Here is a 13313-nt window from a genome sequence, read left to right as displayed (position 1 = left end):
TAAAATGGATATTGGATCACCAAAACACCCATCGCCCAACATATATACGAACATATTGTTCGGCTTCGAGGGACGAGTCCTATTTTGCCATTCCGCGGGTTGTATGAGAAGGCCACGGCGTCAGATTATGGGAGCGTTCTTTTCAGGTGAGAGGCAATCAGTCGATCTTGATGAGGTTCAAAAGCGGCCCACCACGAAATTGCGCCAGACGGCTGCCGAGGCCGAGCGGACCGAGATCAATGCCGAGAAAGCCGAGACCGTCGATAAGCGCATCTGCTTCCGCCTGTGCCCATGCGTCATCGCCAGAATAGAACAGCACCCGAATGCGATGGCTGAGCGTCCAACGCCGTTCAGCCATCGCATCAGGCGTCTAGTGCAGCGCGGTTGCGCGACCACCGCTGGACGTCGTGCGCACGCCGAACAGGACGATCAGCGCGGCGACCACCAGAAGCAGGCAGGCGGCGGCAAAGGTGCCGGTCACGCCATCGATCGCGAGTATCGCACCGCCGCCGGCCGCTCCTACCGAAATCGCCAGCTGAACGGACGCGACGAGCAGGCCGCCGGCGGTCTCGGTCTGATCCGGCACGGCGCGGGTGAGCCAGGTTGACCATGCGACCGGAACGCCGCCGAAGGCGAAGCCCCAGAGGGCGAACAGCATCGTATGCACCATTGGATCCGCCGGAAGAGTGACGAGGGCGACACCCAGCGCGGTCATGAGCAGCGGCACGCCGAGCAGAGCCGCTTTGAGACTGCGCTCGATCAACGGGCCGGCCGCCAGCGTGCCGACAAAGTTCGCCAGTCCAAAGCCGAGCAGAATGCCGGAGAGCGCGTTGATGCCGATGCCGGTAACCGTCTCGAGGAACGGCCGGATATAGGTGAAGACCGCGAAATGACCGGCGAAAGCCAGCATGGCCGCCGACATACCCAACGCGACCCCCGGCCGGCGCAGAACGTCGGCCAGCGTGCGCAGCCCAGCGGTGCCGGTCGGTGCCATGCGCGGCAAGGTCATGATCTGGGCGATGATCGTCACGACGCCCAGGGCCGCCGCCAGCAGGAACACGGCGCGCCAGCCGAAGAGATAGCCGAGATAGCTTCCGACCGGCGCGGCGAAGATCGTCGCCGCCGAAACCCCGCTGAACAGGATCGACAGCGCGCGCGGTATCATCGCCTCAGGCACGAGCCGCATGGTCAGCGCCGCCGACATCGCCCAGAAACCGCCAAGCGCGAGCCCCAGCAGCACGCGGCCGAGGATGAGCAGAGGCAGGTTCGGTGCGAATGCCACGATAAGGTTCGAGATCACCAGCATAATCGAGAAGGCGACCATGAGGTTGCGCCGATCGATGCGCTGGGTCGCCGCCGACACCAGCAGACTGGCGGCCATCGCCACCAGAGCCGTTGCCGTCACGGCCTGTCCCGCAGCGCCTTCGGTGATGCCGAGATCGGCTGCCATCGGGGTCAGCAGACTGGCGGGAAGAAACTCCGCCGTTACCAGACCGAAAACCCCCAGCGTCATCGCGCCGACGGCCGCCCATGCCGGGGAGATGGCGGGCGCTTGTGTCGCGTCCACCGCAAGCGTGTCACTCATTCGTTCGCCTTTCCAGACAAGGATGTTGCGTTGCAACAGACTAGGCTGGTTTGGTAAGACGAACTATGTCAGGATATCCGGCATGATTGATCATTCGTCCGAAAATGTGGCCTCCCGCGGGCTCTCCACGTACGCCGACGTCGTGAGCGAACTGCTCGGCGGCATGCGGTTTGTCGGCCTGAAATACCGCCGTATTCAGATATCCCCCCCCTTCGGCGTGCATTTCGGCAATGAGGCGGGACGTGCGCAGTTTCATTTCATATCGCGCGGCACGGTCTATCTGCGGCGACCCGAGGGCGATGTCGAGAAGCTGGAGGCCGGATCCGCGGTGTTGCTGCCGCATGGTGGCGGGCATGACCTGCTCTCCGCTCCGGACCTGCCATGCCGCACGGTATCCGCCTTTGCAGAGGCTCCGCTCTGCGGCACCGTCGCCGCGATCAATGCCTGCGACACCGATCTCTGCCGCAGCACCGATGTCGTGATCTTCAGCGGCTGCATGGAATTCGACCTCGGCGGCATGACCCCATTGGTCGCCTTGATGCCATCGGTGATGTCGGTCGGCACATTGCTGGATCGCTATCCCGAATTGCTGCCGATGCTGGAGGCTATGGAACGGGAAACCCGCGGCGACCGTGCAGGTTTCGCCGGCATCCTCGCCCGCCTCGCCGAGGTGGTGTCGGTCTTCATCGTCCGGGCCTGGGTCGAATGCGGCTGTGGCACCGCCGCCGGATGGGTGGCCGCGCTGCGTGATTCCCGGCTTGCGCGCGTCATTGCCGCCGTGCACCGCAATCCCGGCCGCGAATGGACGGTGGCCGAAATGGCCTCGGTCATGGGAAGTTCTCGCTCCGTATTCGCCGCACGTTTTCTCGAAGTTACGGGGATGACGCCGCTGCGCTATCTCACCGAGCTGCGGATGCGTCTGGCGGCCCAGTGGATCACGCGGGACAAGATTCCCATCGAGACGGCCGCCGACCGGCTCGGCTACGGCTCGCACGCCGCGTTCAGCCGAGCCTTCAAGCGAACGCTTGGGCATGCGCCGGGGGCTCTGCGGTCAATACAGTTTGCCCCGGGAACGATCGAGCAGCGCGAGGTGAGATGACCTGAGACCCATTTCTCCTCCGGCTTATGAGAGAGTCCGAGGGTTGATCTGTGGCCTCAGGCGGCCCCGGTTTCCAGTGCGATTATTGCCGCCAGCTCGGTAGGAGATCGATTGCCGAGAGCGGAATGGGGGCGGTTCACATTGTAGTCCTCCTTCCATGAGGTGATGGCGGCACGAGCCTTGCCCAGGCTCGAGAACAGGGTCTCGTTCAGGCACTCGTCCCGGAAGCGACCGTTTAAGCTCTCGGCGAAGCCGTTCTGCATCGGCTTGCCGGGAGCGACGTTGTGCCATTCGACGCCGGTCTGCTGGGACCATTTGAGAACGGCCATCGAAGTCAGTTCCGTGCCGTTGTCGGAAACCATGGTCGCAGGCCTGCCTCGGATGGCGCGCAGCGCGTCGAGTTCGCGCGTCACCCGCAGGCCTGAAAGCGAGGTGTCGGCGACCAGCGCCAGGCATTCCCGGCTGAAGTCGTCCACCACGGCCAGCACCTGGAAGCGCCGACCGTCCGTGAAGGCATCCGACACGAAGTCGAGGCTCCAGCGGACGTTGGTCCGATCCGGGACCATGATGGGACGCCGCGTGCCGAGCGCTCGCTTGGGTCCTCCGCGCCGACGGACCTGGAGCGTCTAGTCCCGATACAGCCGGCGCAGCTTCTTCTGGTTCATGACGATACCCTGGCGCCTGAGCATGATGTGGGTCCGCCGATAGCCGAAGCGGCGGCGCTCGCCGGCCACGGCCTGCATGGCCTCGCGCAGGGCCCCATCGTCGGGACGGACGCTTCGATAGCGCATGCTGTTGCGATCTACGCTCAATACCTTGCACGCCCGACGCTGGCTCACTCCGTGCGCCGTACAGGCATGAGCCACGTCTTTGCGCCTCGCGTCGGGCGTCACCATGTTCTTGAGCTGACATCCCTCAGGATCGCGTTGTCGAGCATCTGCTCCGCCAGCAGCTTCTTCAGCCGCGCATGCTCCTCCTCAAGCGTCCTCAGCCGCCGGGCATCGCACATGTCCATGCCGCCGAACTTGGCCTTGAACGTGTGGAAGGTCGCCAAGGAGATGCCGTGCTTGCGGCAGACGCCAGCGGTCTTAGCGCCCCGCCTCCTGCTCCTTCAGCATCCCGATGATCTGTTCCTCTGTGAACCGTGAGGCTCGCATCGTCCGTCTCCATGATCGACGGACTCTACTCAAATCTGGAGGAGGATCAGGGGCTCAGGTCAGTTCGCACGAGAGGTGCTAAGCCTATTCTCGCTCATAAACCTCTAGTTGAGAAAGACGCGATCGGAGGCACACTTTGCAAAGTGGCCCTGCCATTTTCACCAGAAGCGGCCCTTTTTGACGGGGCCATTTGCAGGAAAGCTCCTCTGACCCGCTTGGCGCGGGATTGTGCAGGAGGAAAATATGAGCGAGTCGGGCCCCGATTTCTCAAAAGGCGCCGCGTACTTGAACGGCATTTATGTGCCAATCTCTGAGGCGAAGATTCCGGTTGGCGACTGGGGTTTCACCCATTCGGACGTCACCTATGACGTGGTCCATGTGACCGATGGCGGCTTCTTCCGGCTGGAGGACCACCTCGACCGTTTTCATCGTTCGCTGGAGGGCTACCGCCTCGATCCGGGCGTTACCCGCGACGAGATGCGAACCATTCTCGGCAAGGTCGTCGCGCTGAGCGGGCTCAAGGATGCGTTCGTGGCGATGCTGTCAACCCGCGGCATCCCGCGCGTCTACGGCTCGCGCGACCCGGCCGATTGCGACAATACCTTCATCGCCTATGCGGTGCCGTGGGTCGACGTGATCAAGCCCGATGTCCAGGAACGCGGCGCGCACCTGCTCGTGGCGCAGGTTCCCCGTATCTCGCAGAATTCGCTCGACCCGACGCTGAAGAACTATATGTGGCGCGACTTCACCCGCGGCATGTTCGAGGCCAAGGACAAGGGTTTCGACACCGCCATCCTGCTCGACAGCGAGGGCTACCTGACCGAAGGCGCCGGCTTTAACGTCTTTATCGTCAAGGACAACAAGGTCATCACCCCGGATCGCGGAGCGCTGCGCGGCATCACCCGACTGGCCGTCCTCGACCTGTGCCCCGAACTCGGGCTTGAGCCGATCGTTGGCCCGATCACCTTCGACGACCTCATGGACGCCGACGAGGTGTTCACCACCACCACCGCCGGCGGCGTGATGCCCTGCGCCCGGGTCAACGAGCGCATCTATGGCAATGACCGGCCGGGGCCGATCAGCGCCAAGCTGAAGGAGACCTATTGGCGCAAGCACAAGGAAGGCTGGCATATGACGCCGGTCAACTACGCCGACGCCGACAATCCCTTCAAGGTCGCGGCGTGACACGACCTCCCAGTGACGGCTCAAGGGTGGCGCTCAGACTGCCCTGAGGGGGAAACGCACGAGGCAAGGGCCCCGCAAGGACCGATCGCACCGATTTCAAAAACCAGAGGGCGTGGCCATGACCAAATCGACCTTCATCTCTTCCGACGCTGCGGTCCTGTCCGCCGCGTCCGTCAGTCGCCGTACCATGCTGAAGACACTCGCGGCGGGGACGGCCGGCGCGCTTGCCGCGCCCTACATTCGGCCCGCTTCGGCCGCGCCCACCCAGCTGCGCGCGTTGATGTGGGAAGTCTATGCCGTTCCCGACATCGTCGGAGCGTTCGAAGAGAAGCACAAGATCAAGTTCTCCCCGACTTTCTTCGACGGCAATTCAGAGGCCTACAACAAGCTGCGCGTCGGCGGCACCAAGGATTTCGATCTCGTTCAGGCGGACGGCTTCTGGCCGGGCCTGTATTTCCGCGAGAAGCTGATCCGCGACATCGACTACGCCAAGATCCCCAACACCGCCAATGTCTACCCGGTGTTCAAGCCCGACCGTTTCAAGCTCCTCACCGACCAGGCGAGTGGCAAGCACTTCGGCGTCACTTGGTGCTGGGGTAGTTACGGCACCACCTATAATGCTGGCGACGTTCCAAAGGAGAAGGTCGAGAGCATCGAGGTCCTGTTCGATCCGGCCTTTGCCGGGCGCCTCGCGACCAGCGCACGCTTTGAAGAGAATATCGCGCTTACCGGCATTCTGGCTGCCACCCGCATGGGCACAAAGGACAAGCCGCGCCCGGACGGCAAGCCGTTCAACCCTTACGTCCTAACGGATGAAGAACTCGCCGAGGTCGAGAAGCTGCTGATCCAGCAAAAATCGCTGCTGCTCACCCGCTATCAGGACAACACCACCCTGCAGCAGTTGCTGGAAAGCGGGGCCATCGTCGCCGCGCCTGAATTTGCGCAGGTCTACCGCATTCTGGTGCAGAAGAAGGAGAAGGGCGAGATTTCCGCCGACTTCGCCCATCAGCTGGTACCCAAGGAGGGCGGTCTCGGCTGGGTCGATACCTGGCTGGTAACCTCGGGCGTGACCGATCCCGCCGCGCTCGACATCTGTCATGACTTTATGAACACCTTTCTCGCGCCGGAGAACATCAAGAAGATCTCGCTCATCGCAGGGTCGTCGGCGACGATCGATCTGCGCTCGATCTCCACGCCGGAGGAGCAGAAGCTGTTCCTGATGGACCGCACGGAGGAGCTGTCGAGCATGTATCAGTTCGACCAACCCTCCTCGACGGAGAAATGGGAGCGCGTCTGGTCGCGCGTGCAGGCTGCCTGACAAGCCATAGCCCGGGCCGCGAAAGGCCCGGGCCTTGCTTCGGTTGGTTCGATCAGGGAGTACGGCGCTTGGCCTATATCCATCTCGAAGGCGTTTCCAAGCAGTATGGGAGTGTCTGGGCGGTCGATCGCGTCGCTATGTCGATCGAGAAACATGAATTCGTCTCGCTGCTCGGGCCGAGCGGCTCGGGAAAGACGACGCTGCTGCGCATCATCGCGGGTCTCGAGCGCCCGACGCAGGGACGCGTGCTGATCGACGGCGAGGACGTGACCGAGCTGCCGCCGCACAAGCGCGGGGTGGCGATGGTGTTCCAGGAATTCCTGCTGTTCCCCCATCGCACCGTCTACGAGAATCTTGCCTTCCCGCTGCGCATGCTCAAGCTGCCCAAGGGGGAGATCGAGGCGCGCGTCGAATGGGTCGTGGGCATTCTCGCCCTTCGCGGACTGGAAAAGCGCTATCCGAACCAGCTCTCCGGTGGCCAGCAGCAGCGCGTGGCGCTGGGGCGCGGCCTCGTCGGCCGGCCAAAGGTGCTTCTCCTCGACGAGCCGCTCGCCAATCTCGACCGCGAGTTGCGACAGGAGATGGAGGTCGAGATCCGCAAGCACCAGACGGATCTGGGCATCCCTTTCATCTATGTGACGCATAATCAGGAAGAAGCGCTGTCGATGAGCGACCGCATCGCGGTCGTTCGCGGCGGCCGCATCGAGGATTTCGCCTCGCGCACGGCCATTTATGACCACCCGCGAACGGCCTTCATCGCCCAGTTCGTCGGGCGCTCGAACCGCTTCACCGGCGCGGCGCTGGTTACCCCGGACAACGTCAGCCTGCACAGTGACGGCATCCGGATCGAGACGGCGGCCCGCCGGGACATCGCCGATGGCGACCCGCTGGCCGCCTATGTGAAGAACGAGAAGATTCAGCTCCGGCCCGTCGCGGAGGTGCCGGCGGGCACCGCCAACAGCCTCACGGCGACGATCCGCTACGTCATCCTGCGCGGCGCCTATGCTGAATATGTGCTCGGGTGGAACGGCGGCGAGATCATTGCCAGCCGGCCGCGCAGCGAGGCGGAGTTCACCGCAGGCACCGAGGTGGCCTGCTTCTGGAATGAGGGGGATATCGACCTGTTTCCGGTGACGGAGGACGCCCGATGAAAGGACGCGCCGCCCGGACCATCTTTCTCGGCATACCCACCGTGTTCCTGGTCGGACTGTTCGTGCTGCCGCTCGTTTCCATGCTGGTGCTGAGTGTCTGGCGGACCGAGAACTACCACATCATCCAGGACTTCAGCTTCCACAATTACGCGGTGCTGGCGACGGAAGGGGCATACATGACCTTTCTCGTGCGCTCGCTCGTGATGGCGAGCGCGGTTTCGCTGATCTGTACCTTGTTGGCCTGGCCCGTCGCCTACGGCATCACCCTCTATGGCGGGCGTTACAAGCTCTTGCTGACCCTCGCCTTTGCCGTGCCGTTCCTCACCGGCGAGGTACTGCGCATCATCGCGCTCCAGGGTCTCCTCGGCCCGGTCGGGCTGCTCAATGGTGTGCTGCTGTCGCTGGGGGCGGCGCCGCTGCGGGTGGTCATGTACACCAATGTCGCCAGCGCCATCGGCCTCGTCTATCTCTACCTGCCGATCGTGGTGACGGTGATCTATCTGTCGCTGCTGAATTTCGACCAGCGGCTGATCGATGCCGCGACCATTTTCGGCGCAAGCCCGGCGCGCGCCTTTTTTGAGATCACCTGGCCGCTGAACCTGTTCGGTACGCTGATCGGCTTCGCGCTGTGCTTCATTCCCTGCCTCTCGGCCACACTGGCTCCCCGCTTCCTCGGCGGGCCCAATGGCACGCTCTACGGCATGGCGATGGCGCAGCAATTTGGCGAGAGCGGCACCTGGGCGCTGGGCGCGGCCATGGGCGTCGTTCTATTTGCCGTATCGGTGCTGCTGGTTGTCACCGTCTCCCGGTTCATCGATCTGCGCCGCACCGGCTTCACCGGTTTCGGGAGGGGATGAGATGCGCATAAAAGTTGGAAAGACCGCGCTGCTGGCGACGGTCGCCGTGTCCTACCTGTTCCTGTATCTGCCGGTCGTCCATATCGGTCTGGCCAGCGTCGCCCGGAATTCGAACTTCCCCTATCCGCCGAAATGGTCGCTCGACATCATGACGCGGCTGTTTTCCAACTCGCTCTATCAGACCGCGCTGGGCAACAGCCTCGTCATCGGCATCTTCGCGGCGCTGCTGTCGACGACGCTGGCGGGGCTCGCCACCATAGGCCTGATGCGGCACGCGGGCCGCAGCGCGCCGCTCTATCTGGCGCTGTTCATCGCGCCTCTCTTCGTAGCGGAGGTGCTGCTGGGCATATCCTCGCTCATCTTCAACGGCCTGTTCCTCGGACTACGGGGCAACATGGTCTCGGCCATCCTCGCCAACGGGGTCCACTGCTTCAGCTACGCGCTGCTGATCATTGCGACACAGCTCTATCGTTATGACTGGAGGCTCGACGACGCGGCCATGGTGTTCGGGGCGAGCCCGTTTCGCACCTTTTTCGAAGTGACGTTGCCGTTGATTTGGCCGGGGCTGCTCGGGGCCTTCATCGTGGCGTTCATCATGGCGTTCAACAATCTAGAGATCTCGTTCTACCTGCTGGGCGCGACGCCGACCCTGCCGTCGGCGGCCTGGGGCGCGCTGCGCTACGGCGTCAAACCTGAACTCTATGCGCTGGCGACCTGCGTGAACCTCGTGGTGTTCCTGCTGCTCGGCCTCATATTCGTGCTGATGAGAACCGGCCTCGTTACCTTCGGCTACCGGCCGGAGCGCGAACGCAGCGCCGTTTAGCGTCTGGACGCGGGCTGGTTGGTGCGGAACTTGCGTTCTCCCCATCGATCAGATCGCGGAGGCATTGTGAGGCTGCTGGATTCGCTCGCGCTCCATATCGACAGGGTCGCCGACGCACCGCTGCACCGGCAGCTCTATCTCCGGCTCGTGGAGGAGATCACCGCCGGCGCCTTGCGGCCGGGCGAGAAACTTCCCTCGACGCGCGACTTCGCCGGGCTGTTGGGAGTGTCGCGCAACACGGTGCTGCTCGCCTTCGATCACCTGATTTCCGAAGGCTATCTGGAGCCTGTCACAGGCTCCGGCACCTATATTTCGCGGGAACTGCCCGAACAGCGACCGGCCAAGGCGTCCGCACGCATAAATCCCGCTATTGAGGCGGCCGGGCATCTGAGCCGGTCCATGGCGCCGGATTCGGCGATCACCCATGCGCCTTCCACGCTACGTCACATGCGTCGCCCGGTGCCGTTCCGCGCCAATTTTCCGGCCGTCGACATGTTCCCGGTCCGGCAATGGGCCAGCCTTGCGGCCGCGCTCTACCGCGAGTTGGATCCCGACGCCGCCGGAGAATTGCTCGGGGAGGGCGATCCGCAGGGTTACGAGCCGCTGCGTGTTGCTATCGCTGAGCATGTCGCGCTCAGCCGCGGCCTGACCTGCACGCCGCACAACATCGTCATCTTCGCGGGAGCGCAGCATGCGGTGGATCTCGCCTGCCGCATCCTGCTCACGCCCGGCGAGCAGGTCTGGTGCGAGGATCCGGGCTATGATGGCATCTACGCCTCGGCGACGGCGGCAGGCGCCATACCCGTGGCAATCCCGGTTGATGACGAAGGAATCGAGGTCGAGCGGGGCATGGACCTCGCGCCCGACGCCCGGCTTGTCTATGTCTCGCCGTCCAAGCAGTTCCCGCTCGGCATGGAACTGAGCCTTGAGCGGCGGCATGCCCTGCTGCAGTGGGCCGGTGCTGCTGGCGCCTGGGTGCTGGAGGATGATTACGACACGGAGTTCCGCTATGCGGGCCGTGCGATGCCCGCGCTGCACGCATTGGATCGCGAGAGCCGCGTTCTCTATTTCGGCACCTTCAGCAAGATGCTGTTTCCCGGCCTGCGTCTGGGTTTCGCCGTGCTGCCGGACGCTCTGGTCGAGGCTTTCGTTTCGGCACGCGCCATTGTCGGACGTTATTCGCCGATGCTTGAACAGGCGCTGGTTGCCCGCTTCATGAGGGATGGCCACCTCGCAACCCATGTGCGGCGCATGCGGCTGCTTTATGCACGGCGACAGAACTATCTTCTGCAGGCGATCGAGCGACGCCTCTCACGGTGGATGGCGGCCACGCCGACCAATACCGGCATGGAGATCATCGCCCGCCTCTCAGCCGGGCTGAGCGGTCAAGTTCTCTCACAGGCGGCAGCGCGCCGCGGGCTCGAGATACTGCCCATCGCTGCTCTCGCACGCAGCGCGCAGGTCGATCAGCTTGTGACGCTGGGCTTCAGCGCCTTTGGCGAAAATCAAATAGCCGAAGGAATTGATATTCTTCATGACATTTTTGTCGAGCTTGAGCGTGGCGATAGGCCAGAGCATCAGGCCAGCTGAGAGATAGGGGGCGTCGTGGTTTTCCTCAGCAAGCCCATTTCATCCGTCGCAATGTCTGGCGTGACGTCTGACAACCTCCCCGCTGCCCAAGCGCGAGCGGTTGCCCAGAGCGATCTCGCCGGAGTGGGAAACCCCGCCGCCGGCCTTCCGGGACAATCCCCACGCTAATGTTGGGATTGTCCCTACCATGGCAAAACTCGTGGTCTCTTCCCCGTGGCGGCAGCGAAGGGCACTTCTCCGTCCGCGTAACTCTCCCACCCAAGAGCAGCCCGACCGCAAATTCAACGAGATCGGCTTCCCCGGGCCAAGCGCATCTGGACGGGTGCTGCCGCCTTGCGAGATGTGACGTGTTCCGCGCGGTACTGGCGGGGGGACACACCCAGAGAGGTCCTGAATTCCCGAGAGAAATGGGCCGCGTCGGAAAAGCCGCAATCAAAGGCGATTTCTGTAATGGAGCGTGGGCTGTTCTCCAGCATCCAGCAGGCGTAATGCGTGCGCAGCCGTCGCTGGTAGGCCGCTGGAGCGATGCCAAGCGTCGCGCCGAAGGCGCGTTCGAGCTGGCGGGACGAGCAGCCGACATAGCGTGCGATCGCTTCCATCGTCGGGGGATCGTCCAGCCGCTGCTCCATGAAATGCACCGCCTGATGCACCCGTGCATCGGTGACGCTGGCAAGATCGGCAAAGAAATGCGGCTGCGGCAGCGAGGGCGGGCGCATGCCCTGCAGCATCATGTGCCGCACCGCCTGGTTGGCCTTGGCCGCTCCGCAATGGCGGGTGACGAGATAGAGGCCGAGGTCGATCGCCGCCGTGGAGCCGGCGCAGGACAGCAGGTCGCCCTCGTCGACGAAGAGCTTGTCGGTGACCGCCCTCAGCGAGGGAAACTGCACCTGGAACGCCTCCAGCACGTTCCAGTGGATGCAGACCGTGCGCCGCGTTGCCAGGCCCGCCTGCGCGATGGCGAAGGTACCGGTGCACACGCCGATGAGCCGGACCCGGCCGGCGGCGGCCCGGCGCAGATAGTCCAGCAGCGCCGGCGGCTGGTGCTCGTTGAGATAGTCGTTGCCGCCGCACACCGCGATGTAGTCGAACTGGACGGGATCGAGCAGCGGCGCGCTGTCTGAAATCACCACGCCGCAGCTGGCCCGGCGCGGCGTGCCGTCGAGGCTCATCACCGTCCAGGACGCGTGGATCTGCCGGCTGCGCCCGCCGTGATCGGCGGCGAGGCGCAGCGCGTCAATGAGCCCACCGAAGGCGGCGAGGGTGAACTGGTCGAGCAGCACGAAGCCGACGCGCAGCGGAGACAGCCGGCCAGGTACGGCGGGCGGTTCGCCGCTGCGGGGGGAGGCGAGGTCTGGCGCGGACGTCATGTCGCTCATATCAAAGTTTTTGGCCCGATCCTGCAAGCCGACGCTGCGTCAGGGGCGGAAGATGCACCCTGCCTGCCCACAGGCGATGCCTGCACATGAGGGGAGATAACAACATGGCACGCTTACCCGGTTTTGTTACGGCATCGGCGCTCGCGCTCGCTGCCGCGCTCGCGCCCGCCTCGGCGCAGGAGTCTCTCCACGTCGCTTGGTATGGCGGCAACTGGGGCGACGCCTTCAAGGCCTGCGTCGCCGATCCCTTCACCAAGGCGACCGGCGTCGCGGTGGTACCGGAAGTCGGCACCTCCACCGTCACCCTCTCCAAGCTGCAGCAGCAGAAGGACGCTCCCACCCTCGATGTCGCCTGGATGGATGGCGGCGTGAGCGAGCTGGCGGAAGCCGCCGGCGTGCTGGCGCCGATCACGGCGGCCGGCGTGCCCAACCTCAAAGATGCAGTGCCGCAGGCGGTCTACAGCAACGCCAAGGGCACCTATGCCGTCGGCACCGGCTATTACTCGCTGGGCCTGACCTACAACACCAAGGAGATTCCCGAGGCGCCGACCTCCTGGAACGACCTGTGGAAGCCGGAATATGCCGACGCGGTGACGATCCCCTCGCCAGCCAATTCCTCCGGCGTGCCGTTCCTGTTCTTCCTGCACAAGATCTGGAACGCCCCGGCCGGCGACTTCGCCCCGGTCTTCGCCAAGATCAAGGAGCTGAAGCCGGCGCTGTTCTTCGATTCCTCGGGCGCCGCCTCCAATGCCTTCCAGAGCAGCGAGGCGATTATTGGCGCGCATTTCAATGTCGGCGCCTTCGATCTCATCGCCAAGGGCCTGCCGATCGGCTTCACCGTGCCGAAGGAAGGCGTGTGGGCCACCGATGCCCGCCTGCACCTCGTAAAGAACGGGCCGCGCCCGGAGCTGGCGCAGAAGTTCATCGACACCGCGCTGACCCCGGCCGCCTCGCAGTGCCTTGCCGAGAAGCTGTATCTCGGCCCGTCGGTGAAGAACGTCGAGGTGTCGCCCGAGACCGCCGCCAAGCTGCCTTGGGGCGCCAAGGGCTCGGTCGCCGACCTCTACCTGCTCGACTGGACCGAGGTGAACGCCAAGCGCGCCGAACTGGTCGACACCTGGAATCGCGAGATCGCCCGCAAATAGGGCGCGCGAAACGCGGATAGGCCCGCC

The 13313-nt window shown here is 64.1% G+C and carries 10 protein-coding genes and 2 pseudogenes; 8 read left to right on the top strand and 4 right to left on the bottom strand.

Annotated elements, in window-relative coordinates; all coding sequences use genetic code 11:
• Positions 1-157: 157 nt before the first annotated feature.
• Positions 158-322, bottom strand: a pseudogene (locus ACO07Z_RS09250) (NADP oxidoreductase); the annotation flags it as partial.
• A gap of 48 nt (positions 323-370) precedes the next feature.
• Positions 371-1585: an MFS transporter gene (locus tag ACO07Z_RS09245; RefSeq protein ID WP_421700782.1), complete on the bottom strand. Its 1215-nt coding sequence runs from the start codon at positions 1583-1585 to the stop codon at positions 371-373.
• An 82-nt stretch (positions 1586-1667) separates the two neighbouring features.
• Here ACO07Z_RS09245 and ACO07Z_RS09240 point away from each other — a divergent pair, with 82 nt between their 5' ends.
• Complete coding sequence (locus tag ACO07Z_RS09240; protein ID WP_421698453.1) at positions 1668-2684, top strand: AraC family transcriptional regulator; 1017 nt, start codon at positions 1668-1670, stop codon at positions 2682-2684.
• Between the two features lie 56 nt (positions 2685-2740).
• On the opposite strand, the pseudogene ACO07Z_RS09235 reads toward ACO07Z_RS09240, so the two are convergent.
• Positions 2741-3841 (bottom strand): annotated as a pseudogene (locus ACO07Z_RS09235) (IS3 family transposase).
• 243 nt (positions 3842-4084) lie between these two features.
• Here ACO07Z_RS09235 and ACO07Z_RS09230 point away from each other — a divergent pair.
• The 6 genes from ACO07Z_RS09230 (at position 4085) to ACO07Z_RS09205 (ending at position 10765) form a co-directional block, all read left to right on the top strand.
• Positions 4085-5026, top strand: a complete 942-nt coding sequence (locus ACO07Z_RS09230) for an aminotransferase class IV (protein WP_421698452.1) — start codon at positions 4085-4087, stop codon at positions 5024-5026.
• Between the two features lie 118 nt (positions 5027-5144).
• Positions 5145-6344: an ABC transporter substrate-binding protein gene (locus tag ACO07Z_RS09225; protein WP_421698451.1), complete on the top strand. Its 1200-nt coding sequence runs from the start codon at positions 5145-5147 to the stop codon at positions 6342-6344.
• A 68-nt stretch (positions 6345-6412) separates the two neighbouring features.
• The gene (locus ACO07Z_RS09220; RefSeq protein ID WP_421698450.1) at positions 6413-7495 is read left to right on the top strand and encodes an ABC transporter ATP-binding protein; all 1083 of its coding nucleotides are present in this window, start codon (positions 6413-6415) and stop codon (positions 7493-7495) included.
• Entirely contained in the window at positions 7492-8352 is an 861-nt protein-coding gene (locus ACO07Z_RS09215) for an ABC transporter permease (RefSeq protein ID WP_421698449.1), read from the top strand. Before ACO07Z_RS09220 ends, ACO07Z_RS09215 begins: the two co-directional genes overlap by 4 nt.
• A gap of 1 nt (position 8353) precedes the next feature.
• Complete coding sequence (locus ACO07Z_RS09210) at positions 8354-9175, top strand: ABC transporter permease (protein ID WP_421698448.1); 822 nt, start codon at positions 8354-8356, stop codon at positions 9173-9175.
• Positions 9176-9241: 66 nt separating this feature from the next.
• Positions 9242-10765: a PLP-dependent aminotransferase family protein gene (locus ACO07Z_RS09205; RefSeq protein ID WP_421698447.1), complete on the top strand. Its 1524-nt coding sequence runs from the start codon at positions 9242-9244 to the stop codon at positions 10763-10765.
• A gap of 281 nt (positions 10766-11046) precedes the next feature.
• Here ACO07Z_RS09205 and ACO07Z_RS09200 read toward each other — a convergent pair whose 3' ends face one another.
• Entirely contained in the window at positions 11047-12141 is a 1095-nt protein-coding gene (locus tag ACO07Z_RS09200; RefSeq protein ID WP_421698446.1) for a GlxA family transcriptional regulator, read from the bottom strand.
• Positions 12142-12245: 104 nt separating this feature from the next.
• Here ACO07Z_RS09200 and ACO07Z_RS09195 point away from each other — a divergent pair, with 104 nt between their 5' ends.
• Positions 12246-13286 carry an ABC transporter substrate-binding protein gene (locus ACO07Z_RS09195; RefSeq protein ID WP_421698445.1) on the top strand — a complete coding sequence of 347 codons (1041 nt, stop codon included), beginning with the start codon at positions 12246-12248 and terminating at the stop codon, positions 13284-13286.
• The last annotated feature ends 27 nt before the right edge of the window (positions 13287-13313 follow it).

This window comes from Ancylobacter sp. (genome assembly GCF_965229075.1).
GTDB lineage: Bacteria > Pseudomonadota > Alphaproteobacteria > Rhizobiales > Xanthobacteraceae > Ancylobacter.
This window is presented reverse-complemented; position numbering and strand designations above follow the sequence as displayed.